Raw genomic sequence first — 16,258 nt, forward strand, 5'->3', positions numbered from 1 at the left:
GGGGCCGCTGCGCAGCCCCGGCGCCTGGTCACACCGATGCGATCAGCGCCTGGGCAAAGCGCTGCGCCACGTCGTCGACCTGCTCGTCGCTGATGATCAACGGCGGCAGGAAGCGCACCACCGCGCCATGGCGCCCACCCAGCTCCAGGATCAACCCTCGCTTCAGGCACTCACGCTGTACCTTCGCCGCCAGCTCGCGGTTGGCCACTGGGTAACCCAAGGCATCCAGCTTGCCCTGCGGGTCCACCAGCTCTACCCCGAGCATCAACCCGCGCCCGCGCACATCACCCAACTGCGGATACTCCCGCTGCAGCTGCAACAGGTGCTGACGCAAGCGCAGCCCCATGGCCTCGGCATGCTCGGCCAAGCGGTGCTCGACCAGGTAGTTGATCACCGCAGAACCCGCTGCCATGGCCATCTGGTTGCCACGGAAGGTGCCGGCATGCGCACCTGGCTTCCAGGTGTCCAGCCAGTCGCGGTACACCACCACCGCCAGCGGCAGGCTGCCGCCAATGGCCTTGGACAAGGTGACCACGTCCGGCACGATGCCGGCATGCTCGAAGGCGAACATACGCCCGGTACGGGCGAAGCCGCTCTGGATTTCATCAATGATCAACGCTACGCCGGCCTGCTCGGTAATCCGGCGCACCCCCTTTAGCCACTCGATATCCGCTGGAATAACCCCGCCCTCGCCCTGTACCACCTCAAGGATCACCGCCGCCGGCAGAGGCACGCCGCTTTCCGGGTCGAGCAGCAGGTTTTCCAGGTAATGCAGGTTGGCCTTGACCCCGGCTTCGCCTCCCAGGCCGAACGGGCAGCGGTAGTCGTAGGGGTAAGGCATGAACTGCACGCCGTTACCGAGCAAGGCGCCCAGCGGCTGTTTCGGCCCGTGGCTGCCCATCAGCGCCAGCGCCCCTTGGCTCATGCCATGGTAGGCGCCATGGAACGCCAGCACCGTGCTGCGGCCAGTGGCCGTGCGCACCAGCTTGAGCGCCGCCTCCACCGCATCGGTGCCGGTCGGGCCGCAGAATTGCACCTTGGCCTCTCGGCGCAGCGCCTCGGGCAGGATGGCGAACAGGTCCTGGACAAAACGGTCCTTGACCGGCGTGGTCAGGTCCAGGGTGTGCAGGGGTAGCTCATCGGCCAGTACCCGCTGGATCGCCTCGACCACCACCGGGTGGTTATGGCCCAGCGCCAGCGTGCCGGCGCCGGCCAGGCAGTCGATGAACTGGCGGCCTTCGACATCTTCCACATAAATACCGCGGGCACGCTTGAGCGCCAGCGGAATGCGCCGCGGATAGCTGCGGGCATTGGATTCCTGTTGCTGCTGGCGTTGCAGCAAGGGCGAATCGGTGAATTCGTACAAGGACTGCGGCACGCTGGCCGGCGGAACCTGGGCAAGGCTGGAAGCGGTGGACATAGGTGAATCCTCGCAAGCAAGCGAATGAGCGGTTATCGCTTGGGAAACGCTTGAGTGCTGGGAGGATTTAGCGGTTGTTACTGAATTTTACTCTGCCTGTGCCGGCCCTTTCGCGGGTAAACCCGCTCCCACAGGGATCCCACTCCCCTTGAACCTGTGCAACACCTGTGGGAGCGGGTTTACCCCGCGAAAGGGCCGGTACAGGCACTGGAGATCAATGCACCGAACGCGCCGGTACTTGCAACAGTACCCGCAACCCATCGCTACGGCTGTCGAACCGCAGGCTACCGGCACAACGCTGCACGATCGCCTGCACGATCGCCAGCCCCAACCCACAGCCACCACTCTGCCCATTGCGCCAGAAGCGCTCGGTCAGGTGCTCCAGATCCGCCTCGGCAATCCCCGGCCCATGGTCGCGTACCATGAAGCCCACCTGGCCGTCAGCCATCTGAACGTCCAGCTCCACCGCCGCTTCGCCGCCATGGCGCAGGGCGTTGTCCAGCAGGTTGCGCAGCGCTGCCACGGCCAAGGGTGCCGGCATGCCCAGGTAGATTTGCGTCGCTTCTTCCGGCAAGTGCAGCACGATGCGTCGGTTGTCGCCGCCACCGGCATCCTGCACCGCCTGCCGCGCCACCTGTTCGGCGCTGCACTGCACGCCATCCTCGAACGACAGGCTGCCTTCCACGCGCGCCAGCATCAGCAACTGCTCCAGCGTGCGATGCATGCGGTCGGTGCCCTGCTCGGCATGCTCCAGCGCCTGTTCGCGTACGGCACCGTCGGTCATGCGGGCCACCTGCAGATGGGTCTTGATCGCGGTCAGCGGGCTGCGCAGCTCATGCGCGGCATCGTCGGTCAGGCGCCGCTCGCGCTCGATGGTCTGGGCAATACGCAGGAACAACTGGTTCTGGGTTTCCAACAATGGCTGCAACTCGCTGGGCATGCCCGCCACCTGCAGCGGCTCGACACTGTCCGCGCGCCTTCGGCGCAACGCATCGCGCATGCGGTTGAGCGGCTCCAGGCCCTTGCCCAGGCCAATCCACAGCAGCCCCAGGCTGCCGAGCAGGGCCATCAGCACCGGCGCCGAAGCGGCCAGCAGAATCGACTGGTTCAGCGCTTCGCGCTCCATGTGCCGGTCGGCGGTAGTGATGCGCACATCGCCATGGTTGTAGGTGAAGGTGCGCCACAGCGCATCGTCGATGGTCTGGTCACGGAAACCACTGCGCTCGTCGTCCATGGCGCCATCGTGCTTGTGATTGCTGGCGAGGATCTCGCCGCGCAGCGAGCTGACCTGGCAAGCCATGCCGTCCGGTACGCTGAACTGGTCGGCGGAAAAGTGCGCCTCCCCGCCCTTGGCGGTCAGCGGCTGCGGCAGCTGGTCGATCAGCCCGGCGACCATGCGCGCCGAGGCCACCAGGCGCTGGTCGAGGGAAAACATCATTTGCTGGCGCAAGTCCCGCAGCATCCACGCGGCGGCCAGCACCCAGATGATCACGAAGGCACTGCCGAGGATCAGGCTCAGGCGTACCCGCAGGCTCATGATGCAGCCTCGTGCGGTGCCTGCGCCGGGCCCAGGCGGTAGCCCAGGCCGCGCACGGTCTCGACGATGCCGTTACCCAGCTTGCGTCGCAGGTGGTGGATATGCACGTTCAGGGCATTGCTTTCGACTTCGTCGCTGAACCCGTACACGCAGTCTTTGAGCTGCTCGCTGGACAGCACCCGCCCGGGGTTCTGCAGCAGTGCCTGGAGCAACGCCTGCTCGCGGCGGGACAGGTCGACCGGCTGCCCGGCCAGGGTCGCCTCGCAGCTGCTGGGGTCGTAACGCAGCGGGCCGTGTTCGATCACGTTCACCGCCCGTCCGGCCACCCGCCGCAGCAGGGTGTGCAGGCGAGCAGCCAGCTCGCGCAGGTCGAACGGCTTGAGCAGGTAGTCGTCGGCGCCGGCCTGCAGGCCGTCCACCCGGTCGGTGACGGCATCGCGGGCGGTGAGCACCAGCACTGGCAGCGTTTCGCCCTTCTCGCGTAGGCGGCGCAGCAGCTTCAGGCCGTCTTCATCGGGCAGGCCAAGGTCGAGGATCATCACGTCGAACTGCGCGGCCTGCAGCATCGCGCGCGCATCGGCGGCATTGCCCACCCGGTCCACGGTCAGCCCCTGGGCGGTAAGGCCGGCGCAGATACCGGCGGCGATCAGGTCGTCGTCCTCGCAGAGCAGAACGTGCATGGTGGGGCTCCCGCAGTGGTGTGGCTGGCATTGCACTATAGGGCGATTAAGGGGGGATTATGGACTGATGCGGAGTGCATGGGGATGGGCACCCGATTCGCGAATATTCACTGAACGCTGAACTTCGCCTAACACGCAGGCATATGCGTCGAATTTTCCTACAGCCAACACAGAAACCTCCGATGCGAATCCATGATGGTATTTCCCCCTGCACACGCTGTCAGGGAGACACCGCATGTATCTGGATTACCTCGTGCCTTCCTGGCAAGAGATCGAGTCACGCATCACCCATCAAATGGGCTATCAGGGAGGCGCCCATTTTCGTACTTACCTCAATCAGGAAGTGCCCTCGCTAGCACTCAACCTGCGCCGTGTGGACAGCGTCCGGCGGGCCTTTTACCAGGCCGAAACGATGGCAGGTAATTTGCTGTACCAGCGCTTCGCCGACCTCGATGTAAAAAACATCCTCGCCGACCTGCTCGGCATCGCCACGCAAATGGCGATGATCGTCGCCGGCAGCGCCGTCACCGGGGGCATGCTCGGTGCCGGTATCGGCGCCTTCGCCGGAGGAGCCGGAGCCATTCCCGGAGGTGTCGCCGGCACTGCCATTGGCTTCAAGGTAAGCGGTTGGATCCTCGGCACGCTGGGCATCGCCTCACTCGCCGAGTTCTTCGTCGAAGGCCTGCCACGCATCGGCGATTACTACCTGCGCGGTATCGGCATCGCCTGGGATGGCACGCGCGGCGAAGAAGGCTTGAATGCTTTCAGTCAAGACAGCCCATTTGCCATCAGCCAGGCGGCGCATTACATAGCCATCGGCCATGTGGAAATCGTGATGCTGCTGTTGGGGGCAATGGTTTCCTATCTAACCCGCGGACGCGGTGACGCAGGTACGCTTGCCCAGCAAATGGCCGCCAGCCCGAAAGGCGCGCGGATCGGGCAATGGATGCTCAAGCATGAAGAGGCATTGAAGCAACGGCCGGACCTGCAAGTGCCGGAGCGGCGCAAAGGAGCAGCGAAAGAGCCGCAACCCATGCAGCCGAATCGGCCGGCGGGAAAAGACAAAGAGCCCCCGACAGGGAAGCCCGGTAGCATGCCGCTGCATACGGTGGCATGTTTCAAGGCAGACAAATTGCCGGCCTCCAAGCATGCCGAATTTGAACGGCAGTTGAAGGGACAGCAGGATGGGTTGAATCGGCTGACGGTCGAGGAGTTTTTGGAGAACGTTGCCAATCCGGTAAAACGAGACCCACGTGTCGCTAAAGTCGCTAGGCTCAAGCTTCAACGTGAGCTACAAGAACGATTACAGCGAGAGCTATCTCAACATATGTCTCCACTGGAAGCAGAAAAACTTGCCTTCAACCAAGCAAAAGAAACGATGGCATCTATAGCTGCACTACATAATCCAGACCTCGTTGCCGGAGGAAAAGACATCATTTCAGGCTTCGGAGACAAGCAAGTAAACTCAACCATTGGCCCTCAATGGAAAGGCAAGGTTACCGCACTGACATCCGCAGCAAAGCAAGTTCCACTCACAGAAATAAATTCAACCAAAATGAATGTAAAGCTTCATAAATGCTAATTAAACGAGATGAACATGGACGAAATATTTTCCAGATTCCTTGAGAAAAATGGCCCCATCACCAAACGCCAGGAGCCCCCCCCATCAAGCATTCAACGCTTTACAGGAAAACTACCAGAGCGTTTACTTGATTACTGGATAGAACACGGCTGGTGCGCGTGCGGTAACGGTCTATTCTGGCTTGTGAATCCTCAAGAGTACGAAGGGGTAGTTGCCTCATGGATAGAAGGCACAGACCTAGAAAAACAGGATACCTATCACTTGATAGGTCGTAGCGCTTTCGGTGACCTTTACTTATTCGGTGAAAAGACCGGATTCTCGCTAACCATCGATGCCGCAGTATCCAAATACTCTTTCGCAAGCCATGCATCCGCCCTCAACGACATGGACAAAGAGGTCCAAAACTTCTTCCTTTCAATTGAAAAAACCTACAACGATTTTGATGGCTTATTTACAGCAGCAAAGAAAAAACTAGGCATCCTCGACTGCGATGAAATGTATGGTTTCGTCCCCGCTTTAGCATTCGGCGGCCCCTGCGACCTTGATCACCTTGAGAAAGTCAAAGCTGTCGAGCACTTGCTATTGCTCTCTCAGATTTGCCCACTCGAACCCTACAGCTTCTCCGACTTCTAACCCCACCTAAAAGGACTTAAACAATGGACGCCATTTACAGCCTCTTCCTCGAAACCTTCGGCGAAACCATCGGCCACCAACCCGTACCGTCCTCGGTCTTCGACCATTACCAGGACAAACTCCCAGGCCAACTCCTCGACTATTGGAAGGCGCATGGCTGGTGCGGCTACGGGGGTGGTCTTTTCTGGCTGGTCGACCCGCACAAGTACGAAGCGGTGGTGGATGCCTGGCTGGCCGGCACCCCTTTCGAAGCCCACGACACCTACCACCTCATCGCCCGCAGCGCCTTTGGGGAGTTGTACCTGTGGGGTGAGAGAACCGGCGCCATCCTGACCCTTGCGGCCTATCATTCTCGCTTTTTCCTGAGCGCACCCAGCTCAAGCAGCGAAGAACGCGACAGTAAGATCCAAAGCCTCCTGGTGTGGGCCATGACTGAAAACATCGACCTGGGCCTGTTCGACGAAGCCCGGGAAGCACTCGGCGAACTGACGGTTGACGAGATGTACGCCTTCGTCCCCGCCCTTGTATTGGGGGGGCCTGCCAAACTGAGCCGCCTGCAGCGGCTCGACAGCGAAGTGCATTTGATCCTGCTCTCGCAAATGGCCGACCTCGAACCCTATGAACGCGACGAAGAGGAAGATGAATAGACACAACCCACGCGCTCAGCGATGAAGCGCTTCAGGCTGATCCACATCTTGCAAGATCCCGGCGTCCTGCACTTCAACCCTAATGCAACTCGCCAGGTGCGCCTTCACCACCGAACGCGCGCCCTCATCCCCCATCAGACCTGAAAGCGCCGGCCAGAAATCGCGGCCAAACAGTACCGGGTGCCCCGGTTGCCCACCATGAAGTGGCAGTACAATGTTCGAGGCTTCGGCCGCAGCAGCGAGCCGGGCAAGGGTCTGCGGGGCTAGCCAAGGCATGTCCCCCAATAGTATCGCCACCGCCTGCGCCTGGCTGTCGACCAGCGAAGCGGCGCCGGCCGCCAGGCTATGGCCCATACCCAGCGTGTAGTCCGAGCTAGCAATGACCCGACAGTTCGCCGGCAGGCCCAGATCCTCACCCCGCTCACCCTCCCGCAACACCACCCGCACATCATCGAACACCGCGCAGGCCCGCTCGACGCTGTGCACCAGCAAACTGCGACCATCGGCCATCAGCGTACGGCGCTTGTCAGCACCGAAGCGCACACTGCGCCCTGCCGCCAGCACCAACGCCACCACGCTCACAGCGCAGCCCGCCCGATGCCGTTGCGCAGGCGCAGGATATCGGCCAGTACCGCCAGGGCGATTTCAGCCGGGGTCTTGCTGCCCAGGTTCAGGCCAATCGGCGCATGAATGCGCGCCAGCTCGTCGGAGCACAGGCCACCAATGCGCTGCAAGCGTTCACGACGCTTGTCGGAGGTGGCCTTGGAGCCCATCACGCCGATGTAGAACGCTTCGGTACGCACCGCTTCAAGCATGGCCAGGTCATCGATTTTCGGATCATGGGTCAATGCAACCACCGCCGTGTCGGCATGGCAACCGCCGTTGGCGATAAATTCAGACGGCAGTTCACGGCGCACCTCGATGCCGTCCAGCACCACGCCGTCGAGCACTTCGTCGCGTGGGTCGCACAGGATGACCTCAAACCCCATCCCTTTACCGAATTCGGCGCAAAAATGCGCGACGCTGGAGTAGCCGGCCAGCAGCAGGCGCTGGGCGGCCCCCACGCGCAGGCGCACGCGGTCGCGCTCACGCTCGACACGCGGGCCCTGGCTGTGGTCGTCGGCCAACTGACGCAAGCCCTCGGGCAGGCGTACTTCGCGCAGCACCCGGCGCTGGCCCTGCAGTGCGCTTTCCAGCTCACGCAGGTGCGCCTGCACCTCGCACTCGGCCGGCAGGTTCTCCACCAAAACCTCAAGCACGCCACCACACGGCAAGCGAATGCTCGAACGCGAGTCGCTGCCGTCGCCGTAACGCACGATGGCCACCGGCTCCGGGAATTCACCCAGGGCTACACGTTCCAGGAAGTCGTCTTCGACGCAGCCACCGGACAACGACCCCAGCCACTGGCCGCTGGCATTCACCGCCAGCAGCGAGCCCGGCGCGCGGGGCGCCGAACCATAGGTGGCGAGCACCGTGCATAACCACACCCGCTGGCCGTTGCACGACCACTGCAAGGCCTGCCGGATCACCTGAAGATCGAGATGCTGCACGCGTTACTCCGCCTTCAGCTCGGCGAGCTGCTGTACGTTCAGGTCACCGGGCAATCCACCCCAGGCCTGGCGCAGGTAGTTGACCATGTCCGTCACCTGTTGGTCATCGAGCTTGCCGGCAAAGCCCGGCATCGGCTGCATGCGCTCGAAGCCGGTGAACTGCTGTTCACGAATACCTTCGAGAATGACTTTGACCAGATTGCGCGAATCGCCCTGGCGCAGCACGGTATTGCCACGCATGGCCACGGCGATATGCGGTTTGCCCTCACCATCGACCCCATGGCAGCCGGCGCAGACGTTGAGGTACTGCTGGTGGCCGCGCTTGGCGCTGTCGCTCATCTGCTCCAGGGCAACGGCCTGGATGGCCTTGGCCGGCGGTGGCTGGTCGCCCAGCAGGTAGGTGGCCATGGCCGCCAGGTCGGCGTCTTCCAGGTGCTGGGTGCTGTGGTGCACCACCGGGAACATTTCGTTGAACATGCTGCCTTGAGCACTGATACCGTGCTTGAGGAAGGTAGTCAGGTCCGGCTGGGTCCAGCCGCGCTCGGCCAGGTCCTGGGCCAGCAGGCTCGGCGCCAGGTAGCCACCCAGCAGGCCGCCGGTCAGGCGCTGGTCCTGCTGCAGCGCGCCGATGGGGTTGCGCGGGGTATGGCATTCGCCGCAATGGCCCATGACCTCGACCATGTACTGGCCACGCTGCCAGGCCGGGCTTTTGCCCTCGGTTGGCTGCAACTGCACACTCTTGCCATACAACATGTTCCAGCCGCTCAGCCCCATCCGCACATTGAACGGGAAGCGCAGCGCGGTCTGCGGGGCCGGGCGGTTGATCGGCGGGATGGTCATCAGGTAGGCGAGGATGGCGTCCGAATCTTCACGCTTGATCAGGTGATACGAGGTGTACGGCATTGCCGGGTACAGGTTGGCGCCGTCCTTGCGCTTGCCCTCGGTGACTGCGGCGAAGAACTCGTCGGCGCTGTAGCTGCCAATGCCGTACTGTTTGTCCGGGGTGATGTTGCTGCCATAAATGGTGCCGAACGGCGAATGAATCGGCAGGCCGCCGGCAAACGGTGCGCCGCCTTCGGCAGTGTGGCAAGCCATGCAGTCGGCCGCGCGGGCCAGGTATTCACCGCGTTTGACCTGCGCCTCGTCGGCGGCCAGGGCAAACGAGCTGACGGCCAGAGCCAAGCCCAGCGCCAATGCGCTACGTACGAAGCCCATGCTCATCCCTCCTTGACCAGGCCGAGGTCATTGAGCACCTTGCGGGTGGCGTCGTAATAACGCACATAGCCGGTGCAGCGGCAAATGTGGTGACCGAGGCTGGCCTCGATGCGGTCTTCCACCTCGCTCTTCTTCAGTGGCTGACGCTGGGCGGTTTCCACCAGCACAGTGGCGGCATTGACGAAGCCCGGTGCGCAGTAGCTGCACTGGAAGGCGAACAGGTCGACGAACTTCTGCTGGATCGGGTTCAGCGTGAGGTTGCCATTCTGGTCCGGCTTGGCGTGGCCTTCGATGGTGCGCACTTTCTTGCCCTCGAAATAATGGGCACCGGTGATGCAAGTGCGTACTTCCTCACTGGTGCCGTCGGGGTTGTCGACGATCACCACGCAGGCGTGGCAGATGCCCTGGCCACAGCCCAGGCGCGAACCGGTGAGGTTCTGGTGTTCGTGCAGGTAGTCGATCATCGCCAGGTCAGCGGGGACCTCGACCGGGCCGACCGGTTGACCGTTGAGGGTCAGTTGCAGTGGACGGTTAGCCATTGAGGGCCTCCTTGATACGGGCTGGGGTAATGGGGAGATCGCGCACGCGCTTGCCGATGGCATGCGCGACGGCATTGCCGATGGCACCGACCACCGGGATCATCACCACCTCGGCGATGCCCTTGGACGGGTCGGTCGGTGACAGCGGCGGGAGGATTTCGCTGGTCTGCTTCCACACCGCCACGTCGCGCGCATGCGGCAGGCGGTAGCGGTTGAAGTTCCAGTCGCCCTCCCCGGGCCCGCCTTCGTACATTGGCATTTCTTCAGTCAGCGCGTGGCCGATGCCCATGGCAATACCGCCTTCGAGCTGGCCCTTGACCAGCTCCGGCACCAGCACCCGGCCGCACTCGATCCAGCTGTGGTGGTTGAGCACCTGTACTTCATGGGTGCCCTTGTTGACCTTGACCTCGACGATGGTCGCCACCGGGCTGTAGTAGGTGACCATGGCGTTGTTCAGCTGGGTGTCGGGATAGGCGGCGTTCTGCCGATCGAGCAGGTGGTAGCCGTGGCTGCTCATCTGCGCCTTCTTGGCATTCACCGCGCCGTCACCGTATTTCACCGCCACCGCGTCGAGCGGGAAGCGCTCGCGCACGCCGTCGATGACGAAGTCGGCCTCGGCCCAGCTCCAGCGGTTGAAGCCGTGCACGCTCACGCCTGTGACCAGGCCCATGTCATGGGCCTTCTGCGCCAGCTGGGCGAACGGGATCGGCGCCAGGCCGTTGCCGGTCAGCTCACCGTTGACCCACACCGCGTTCTCGCGACGCACCACCAGCGGGTTGGCCTGGCCGCCATGTGGGCCCTGGCTCCAGATGGCCATGGCCGCCGGCCACAGGCCATGGTTGAACAGTACGCGCGCCGCTTCGCGGGTGGCATGGCTGAAGTAGAAGGCCGAGTTGGTCGCCGACGAAGGCGACGCCAGCTTGCCGACCCAGCGCGGGTTGCGCAGCGCAGCATCCTGCTCGGCCTGGCTGATCAGGTACGGGTTACCGCTGGTGCTCAGTTGCAGCTCTGGCCATTCGGTGACCGCCGTCCTGACCTCGTCCGCCGAGCGGCCCATGAAGTCGCTGACCACCAGGGCCTGGGAGGTGGACATGCCGGTGCCCAGTTCGGTGCCGATGTGGCGCAGGCTGATGCGCCCGTCGCGGCTGAATTCGATGCTGGCCATCGGTGCTTCGGAGCCGGTGCCGAAGTCTTTCTGGCAGATCGCAAAGCCTACGCCGTACCAGTGGTCCTGGTCCTGCGCGTCCATCTGCTGCTTGCGCGTGTCGCGATTGCGCCACCATTCATGCACAGCGGCTTTGTCGAGAATCTCGTACAGGCGCAATGCACCCGCCGGGACCGCGCCCTGGGTGTTCTTCATACCCGACTTCAGCGCGTTGGCGCGGCGCAGGTCAATGGCATCGACGCCCAGGCGGCCGGCAATTTCGTCGACCATCATCTCAGTCGCCGCCATGCTCTGCAGGGTGCCGTAGCCGCGCATGGAGCCAGCTTCGACACCACGGGAATGGTAGGCGGTAACCGACAGATCGTTCTGCGGCATGTAATAGATCGACTGCGCTGCAGTGGCACCCACCGCCGCCACCGACGGGCTGTAGTTGATGCGCCCGCCGCCATCGCAGCTCATGTCGGCGCGGAAGATCTTGAAGCTGTTGTCCTTCTTGTCCACGGCCAACTGGTAGCGGATATCGAAGGCATGGCGCTTGATGCCGCTCTGGAACTGCTCATAACGGTCGTTGGCTAGGCGGATCGGCACGCCGGCGCCGTACAACGCGGCCACAGCGGCGTAGAAGACGAAGATGTTGTTGTCTTTCGAGCCGTAACCCACGGTGTAGCCGGGGTGCATATTCAGCGTGTTGAGGGCGAAGCGCGACGGTTTGATCATGTGCACGCATTCCTGCGCCACTTCGAACGGGCACTGGGTGGCAACCACGAAATGCAGCGTGCCTGTGGCCGGGTCGTACCAGCCATTGCCGTTGTCCGGTTCCAGTGCGGCAGGTTCGATGGACGGCGTCTTGTAGCGCTCGTCGAACACCAGCCAGTCCTCGGGCGGGTTGTCCAGTTGCTCGGCCATGCGCTTGGCGTAGAACAGCCCCTGCTCGGTCAGGTCGCCGTGCTGGTTGGGCTCTTTGGACCACACCGGCTTGCGGTTGAGGATGGTGGGGAACAACATCGAATTCTTCAGGCTGGAGAATTCATCGTCGTCGAACGGCGTGGCGCCACCCACCCGCACGAAGCGGAAGCTGCCGTAAGGGTCACGCTGATACAGCGGTGCCTGGGCACCGTAACGTATCGCCTGCTCATTGAACTGCAGCTTGCGCTTGGCCTGGCGGAAGCGCTCGAAGTCGTGCCAGATCAGGATCGCCACCGGGTGGCCGATGAACATCGGCACCTTGCCGGGCGGCAGCAACGGGTCGGGCGAATGGGCTTCAGGCCAGGCGATGCCATCCTTTTCCAGGTCGGCGGCAGTGACAACCCGGTCCGGCTGCAACTCGGCACCGAGCAGGCTCAGATCATGGCCGGCATAGATACGGTCGGCCTTGGTTGCCTTGAGCAACAGCGCATGCCCCTGCTGGGCGGGCCAGCCGGGCATGTCCTTGGCACGGATGTCACGGGCGAACACTTTGTCGCCACAGACCTTGGACAAGGCATCGTTGCGGAAACGCGCCTTGCCGTCATGGTTCATCCACTTCTGCGGCGAAGTGGTGACGCGTTCCTCCATCAGTGCGGCAAATGCCTGGCTTCCAAGTGGCGCCATGGTCACGCCGACACCAGCGATCAGGCCGCCTTGCAAAAAGGCGCGCCGGGAAATATCACGGTTGGACATGCTTGATCCTCTGGGCAGCAGGGGGTCTGCCCATCTTTTTGATTCTTGTGCGGGGGACTCGGAAGGGTGAGAACCTTGTCACGCGGGTCAGAAAAAATTGACCTGTGTGTCAACTTTACAACAAGAATATGGGCATAAGCAAAGTCAAGCCGACAATATGTCGCGGTGTGTCCAAACTGACGCACGGATCTGTAGGACCGCCGTTGTAGGACCGGGTTAACCTTGGGTTAATCGACCCCAGCCAGCATGGCCCCATTCCTAGATCTGCCAAGGCGAAGACATGCGCGTCCTCCTGCTCTTCCTGACACTACTGCTGGCCGGCCCGTTGCAGGCCAACCCGTTCGAGGTAAAACCAGACTTCCTGCCGGTCAACCAGGCCTTCGTGCTCAGCCACGACCGCCAGGCCGACGGCCAGATGCGCCTGTACTTCCAAATCAAGCCTGGCTACTACCTGTACCAGAAGCGCCTGAAGTTCGACGGCCTGCCTGCCGAGCAGCACCCGCCGCTGCCACCGGCGCTCAACCACCATGACGAGTTTTTCGGTGACAGCGCGGTGTACCGCGACCAGCTCGAACTGCTGCTGCCGGCCAATGCCCAGGGGCAATTGCGCCTAGGGTGGCAAGGCTGCGCCGACGCTGGCCTGTGCTACCCACCGCAAACCACGCTGATCGACCTAGGCGGCAGTGTGACACCCGCTGCCGAGCAAGCCAGCGACCAAGCCTTGGCCAGCGGCCTGCAACAAGGCCACCTGGCCTGGAGCCTGCTGGCGTTCTTCGGCCTTGGCCTGCTGCTGGCCTTTACCCCCTGCTCGCTGCCGATGCTGCCGATCCTCGCCGGGCTGGTGCTGGGCAATGGCGCCAGCGCCCGGCGTGGCTGGCTGCTGGCCGGGGTCTATGTGTTGAGCATGGCCCTGGTATACGCCGCACTGGGTGTGGTCGCCGCGCTGCTAGGTGCCAGCCTGCAGGCTTGGCTGCAACAACCTTGGCTGCTGGGCAGCCTGGCTGGTCTGTTCGTGCTGCTGGCGCTGCCGATGTTCGGCGCCTTCGAATTGCAATTGCCCGCCGCCCTACGTGACCGCCTTGACCGTGCCGGGCAAGGTACCCGTGGCGGCAACCTGTACGGCGCAGCGCTGCTCGGGGCGCTTTCCGGCCTGCTGCTTGGCCCATGCATGACCGCGCCATTGGCCGGCGCGCTGCTGTACATCGCCCAGAGTGGCGATGTGCTGCAAGGGGCGCTGGTGTTGTTCAGCCTCGGCCTGGGCATGGGCGTGCCGCTGCTGTTGCTGGTCACTTTGGGCAACCGTTACCTGCCGCGCCCAGGGGCCTGGATGGACCGGGTCAAGGGCGTATTTGGCTTCGTGTTCCTGGCCATGGCGCTGTACACCGTGCGCAGTCTGCTGCCTGCCACCCTGTTGCTGGCATTGAGCGGTGCCTGGTTGATCGCCCTGGCCTGGGCCGCCTGGCCGGCCCTGCAGCGGCTGCCAGCGATGCGCGCGGTACCTGTGCTGGGCGCCCTGTGGGGCGGCCTGTTGCTGGTAGGCGCGGCAGCCGGTGGCGACGACCTCTGGCAGCCGCTGCGCCCGTTCGCTGGCGGTGGTGCTGCACCGGTCGCCATCCAACAGGCCGAAGACAGCTTCGTCACCGTCAGCCGCCCCGAAGACCTGCAACGTGAACTGGATGCGGCCAAGGCCCGTGGCCAGTGGGTGATGCTCGACTACTATGCCGACTGGTGCGTGTCGTGCAAGGTCATGGAAAAGCAGGTGTTCGCCCGCAGCGACGTGCAAGCCGGCCTGGCCGGTGTGCACCTGTTGCGCCTGGACGTGACCGCCGACACGCCGGCCAGCAAAGCCCTGCTGCAGCGCTACCAGGTACCCGGCCCGCCGAGCATCATCTGGATTGGCCCGGAAGGCGAAGAACGCCGTGCGCGGCGCATCACCGGTGAAGTGGACGCCGCCGCGTTCCAGCAACACTGGACCCAGACCAGGAGCCAAGGCTGATGCTGACCGTAACACTTGGGCCACTGACCATGGCCCTCAACCACCTGCTGATGCTCACCGCCCTGGGGATTGCCTGCGTGGTCGGCTGGTGGGTCGCCAGGCGTGGCGGCGAGAGCCCGGAATCGGCACTGTTCAATCTGTTCCTGATCGGCCTGCTGTGTGCCCGCGCCGGGTTCGTGCTGGCTTACTGGCCGATGTACCAGGACGACCTGCTGCAAATCATCGACATCCGTGATGGTGGTTTCCTGTTCTGGTCGGGCCTGGCCGGCATCGTCCTCGGCGCCCTGTGGCAGGGCTGGCGACACCCTGGCCTGCGCCGCCCGCTGGGCTGGGCACTGTTCAGCGGTGCGCTGTTCTGGGCCCTGGCCAGCCTTGGCGGGCACCTGTACAGCAAGGGCACCGAGCTGCCCGAACTGAGCCTGCGCAACGCCGGCGGCCAACCCGTCGCGTTGCATAGCTACCGTGGCAAACCGCTGGTGATCAACATCTGGGCCACCTGGTGCCCGCCCTGCCGACGCGAAATGCCGGTGCTGCAACAGGCGCAAAGCGACTACCCGCATGTGACCTTCCTGTTCGTCAACCAGGGCGAAACCCCGGAAAACGTCAGCACCTTTCTCGCCACCACCGGCCTGAGCCTGACCCACGTACTGTTCGACGGCACCGGCCTGCTGGCCCAGCGGGTCGGCTCCATGGCCCTGCCCACCACACTGTTCTACGACGCCGACGGGCGGCTGGTCGGCAGCCACCTGGGCGAGCTGTCCCGGGCCAGCCTGCGCCACGCCCTGGAACCTTTCGACCGGGCCATTGCGCCCGCCCCTGCCGCACAAGGAAACTGACATGCGATTGATTGCACTGCTGCCCCTGTCCCTGGCCCTGCTGGCCGCCCCTGCCCTGCAGGCCGAAGAACTGCCCAAAGCGGTTCAGCAACTGCAAGCCAAGGGGGCCGTGATCAAAGGCAGCTTCGATGCGCCAAACGGCCTGCGCGGCTACGCCGCCGAATACCAGAACAACGCCCTGGCCCTGTACCTCACCCCCGACGGCAAGCATGTGCTGGTTGGCAGCCTGTTCGACGAACAGGGTAAGGACCTTAGCGCCGAGCCGCTGGAGAAGCTGGTGTATGCGCCGATGAGCAAGGCAATCTGGGCCAAGATGGAAAAGACCGCCTGGATCGCCGACGGCAAGGCCGACGCGCCGCGCAAGGTGTACCTGTTCAGTGACCCGAACTGCCCGTACTGCAACATGTTCTGGGAGCAGGCACGGCCGTGGGTGGAATCGGGCAAGGTGCAGTTGCGCCATATCATGGTCGGTATCATCCGCGAGGACAGCCCAGGGAAGTCGGCGGCGCTGCTGGCCGCGAAAGACCCAGCCAAGGCATTGCAGGAACACGAGAAGGCCGGCAAGGCCAGCACCCTGAAACCACTGGAGAAAGTGCCGGAGGCGGTGCAGCAGAAGCTGGCGGCCAACATGGCGTTGATGGAAGAGATGGGGTTGCAGGCGACCCCGGCAATTTTCTATCAAGACGAGCAAGGCAACCTGCAGAGTCAGCAAGGGGCACCGCGGCCGGAGATGCTTGGGAAGATACTCGGCAAACGCTGAGCCCCCATGACCTGAGGGCAAACGCAGATCCTGTAGGAG

At 63.4% G+C, this 16,258-nt stretch carries 14 protein-coding genes; 6 read left to right on the forward strand and 8 right to left on the reverse strand.

Features of this window, described 5'->3' with window-relative positions; genetic code table 11:
- Window positions 1-28 precede the first annotated feature (28 nt).
- The 3 genes from APH35_RS07295 to APH35_RS07305 form a co-directional block, all read right to left on the reverse strand.
- Window positions 29-1,420, reverse strand: a complete 1,392-nt coding sequence (locus APH35_RS07295; RefSeq protein WP_012273379.1) for an aspartate aminotransferase family protein — start codon at window positions 1,418-1,420, stop codon at window positions 29-31.
- A 214-nt stretch (window positions 1,421-1,634) separates the two neighbouring features.
- A complete protein-coding gene (locus tag APH35_RS07300) occupies window positions 1,635-2,957 on the reverse strand; it encodes an ATP-binding protein (protein ID WP_060514488.1) in 1,323 nt (440 codons plus the stop codon).
- Entirely contained in the window at window positions 2,954-3,637 is a 684-nt protein-coding gene (locus APH35_RS07305; protein WP_012273381.1) for a response regulator, read from the reverse strand. The genes APH35_RS07300 and APH35_RS07305 overlap by 4 nt, the downstream gene beginning before the upstream one ends.
- 235 nt (window positions 3,638-3,872) lie before the next feature.
- On the opposite strand from APH35_RS07305, the gene APH35_RS07310 reads away from it, so the two are divergent.
- The 3 genes from APH35_RS07310 to APH35_RS07320 are packed head-to-tail and all read left to right on the forward strand — an operon-like array spanning window position 3,873 to window position 6,499.
- The gene (locus APH35_RS07310) at window positions 3,873-5,219 is read left to right on the forward strand and encodes a DUF6861 domain-containing protein (protein ID WP_060514489.1); all 1,347 of its coding nucleotides are present in this window, start codon (window positions 3,873-3,875) and stop codon (window positions 5,217-5,219) included.
- 15 nt (window positions 5,220-5,234) lie between these two features.
- Entirely contained in the window at window positions 5,235-5,852 is a 618-nt protein-coding gene (locus tag APH35_RS07315) for a GAD-like domain-containing protein (RefSeq protein WP_041166760.1), read from the forward strand.
- Window positions 5,853-5,875: 23 nt separating this feature from the next.
- On the forward strand, window positions 5,876-6,499 hold the full coding sequence (locus APH35_RS07320) for a GAD-like domain-containing protein (RefSeq protein ID WP_060514490.1): 624 nt from the start codon (window positions 5,876-5,878) through the stop codon (window positions 6,497-6,499).
- A gap of 15 nt (window positions 6,500-6,514) precedes the next feature.
- Here APH35_RS07320 and APH35_RS07325 read toward each other — a convergent pair whose 3' ends face one another.
- The 5 genes from APH35_RS07325 to APH35_RS07345 are packed head-to-tail and all read right to left on the reverse strand — an operon-like array spanning window position 6,515 to window position 12,627.
- The gene (locus tag APH35_RS07325) at window positions 6,515-7,081 is read right to left on the reverse strand and encodes a nucleotidyltransferase family protein (protein WP_041166551.1); all 567 of its coding nucleotides are present in this window, start codon (window positions 7,079-7,081) and stop codon (window positions 6,515-6,517) included.
- Window positions 7,078-8,049, reverse strand: coding sequence for an XdhC family protein (locus APH35_RS07330; RefSeq protein WP_012273386.1), 972 nt, complete (start codon window positions 8,047-8,049; stop codon window positions 7,078-7,080). The genes APH35_RS07325 and APH35_RS07330 overlap by 4 nt, the downstream gene beginning before the upstream one ends.
- A gap of 3 nt (window positions 8,050-8,052) precedes the next feature.
- Window positions 8,053-9,264 (reverse strand): cytochrome c, encoded by a 1,212-nt coding sequence (locus tag APH35_RS07335; protein WP_012273387.1) that lies wholly within the window; start codon window positions 9,262-9,264, stop codon window positions 8,053-8,055.
- Window positions 9,265-9,266: 2 nt separating this feature from the next.
- Window positions 9,267-9,803, reverse strand: a complete 537-nt coding sequence (locus APH35_RS07340) for a (2Fe-2S)-binding protein (RefSeq protein ID WP_012273388.1) — start codon at window positions 9,801-9,803, stop codon at window positions 9,267-9,269.
- Window positions 9,796-12,627 carry a xanthine dehydrogenase family protein molybdopterin-binding subunit gene (locus tag APH35_RS07345; RefSeq protein ID WP_012273389.1) on the reverse strand — a complete coding sequence of 944 codons (2,832 nt, stop codon included), beginning with the start codon at window positions 12,625-12,627 and terminating at the stop codon, window positions 9,796-9,798. The genes APH35_RS07340 and APH35_RS07345 overlap by 8 nt, the downstream gene beginning before the upstream one ends.
- 280 nt (window positions 12,628-12,907) lie before the next feature.
- Here APH35_RS07345 and dsbD point away from each other — a divergent pair, with 280 nt between their 5' ends.
- The 3 genes from dsbD to dsbG are packed head-to-tail and all read left to right on the forward strand — an operon-like array spanning window position 12,908 to window position 16,219.
- The gene (gene dsbD, locus APH35_RS07350; protein ID WP_012273390.1) at window positions 12,908-14,623 is read left to right on the forward strand and encodes a protein-disulfide reductase DsbD; all 1,716 of its coding nucleotides are present in this window, start codon (window positions 12,908-12,910) and stop codon (window positions 14,621-14,623) included.
- Entirely contained in the window at window positions 14,623-15,459 is an 837-nt protein-coding gene (locus APH35_RS07355; protein WP_012273391.1) for a TlpA disulfide reductase family protein, read from the forward strand. The genes dsbD and APH35_RS07355 overlap by 1 nt, the downstream gene beginning before the upstream one ends.
- Window position 15,460: 1 nt before the next feature.
- Window positions 15,461-16,219: a thiol:disulfide interchange protein DsbG gene (dsbG, locus tag APH35_RS07360; protein ID WP_060514491.1), complete on the forward strand. Its 759-nt coding sequence runs from the start codon at window positions 15,461-15,463 to the stop codon at window positions 16,217-16,219.
- Window positions 16,220-16,258 lie beyond the last annotated feature (39 nt).

The sequence above is a fragment of the Pseudomonas sp. NBRC 111132 genome (assembly GCF_001320565.1).
Classification (GTDB): domain Bacteria; phylum Pseudomonadota; class Gammaproteobacteria; order Pseudomonadales; family Pseudomonadaceae; genus Aquipseudomonas; species Aquipseudomonas putida_P.

Excerpts from the sequence above, each read along its gene's own strand:
- dsbG (WP_060514491.1), top strand. The coding sequence starts at position 15,461 with ATGCGATTGATTGCACTGCTGCCCCTGTCCCTGGCCCTGCTGGCCGCC.
- APH35_RS07295 (WP_012273379.1), bottom strand. The coding sequence starts at position 1,420 with ATGTCCACCGCTTCCAGCCTTGCCCAGGTTCCGCCGGCCAGCGTGCCG.
- APH35_RS07340 (WP_012273388.1), bottom strand. The coding sequence starts at position 9,803 with ATGGCTAACCGTCCACTGCAACTGACCCTCAACGGTCAACCGGTCGGC.
- APH35_RS07310 (WP_060514489.1), top strand. The coding sequence starts at position 3,873 with ATGTATCTGGATTACCTCGTGCCTTCCTGGCAAGAGATCGAGTCACGC.
- APH35_RS07320 (WP_060514490.1), top strand. The coding sequence starts at position 5,876 with ATGGACGCCATTTACAGCCTCTTCCTCGAAACCTTCGGCGAAACCATC.
- APH35_RS07355 (WP_012273391.1), top strand. The coding sequence starts at position 14,623 with ATGCTGACCGTAACACTTGGGCCACTGACCATGGCCCTCAACCACCTG.
- APH35_RS07300 (WP_060514488.1), bottom strand. The coding sequence starts at position 2,957 with ATGAGCCTGCGGGTACGCCTGAGCCTGATCCTCGGCAGTGCCTTCGTG.
- dsbD (WP_012273390.1), top strand. The coding sequence starts at position 12,908 with ATGCGCGTCCTCCTGCTCTTCCTGACACTACTGCTGGCCGGCCCGTTG.
- APH35_RS07315 (WP_041166760.1), top strand. The coding sequence starts at position 5,235 with ATGGACGAAATATTTTCCAGATTCCTTGAGAAAAATGGCCCCATCACC.
- APH35_RS07335 (WP_012273387.1), bottom strand. The coding sequence starts at position 9,264 with ATGGGCTTCGTACGTAGCGCATTGGCGCTGGGCTTGGCTCTGGCCGTC.
- APH35_RS07305 (WP_012273381.1), bottom strand. The coding sequence starts at position 3,637 with ATGCACGTTCTGCTCTGCGAGGACGACGACCTGATCGCCGCCGGTATC.
- APH35_RS07345 (WP_012273389.1), bottom strand. The coding sequence starts at position 12,627 with ATGTCCAACCGTGATATTTCCCGGCGCGCCTTTTTGCAAGGCGGCCTG.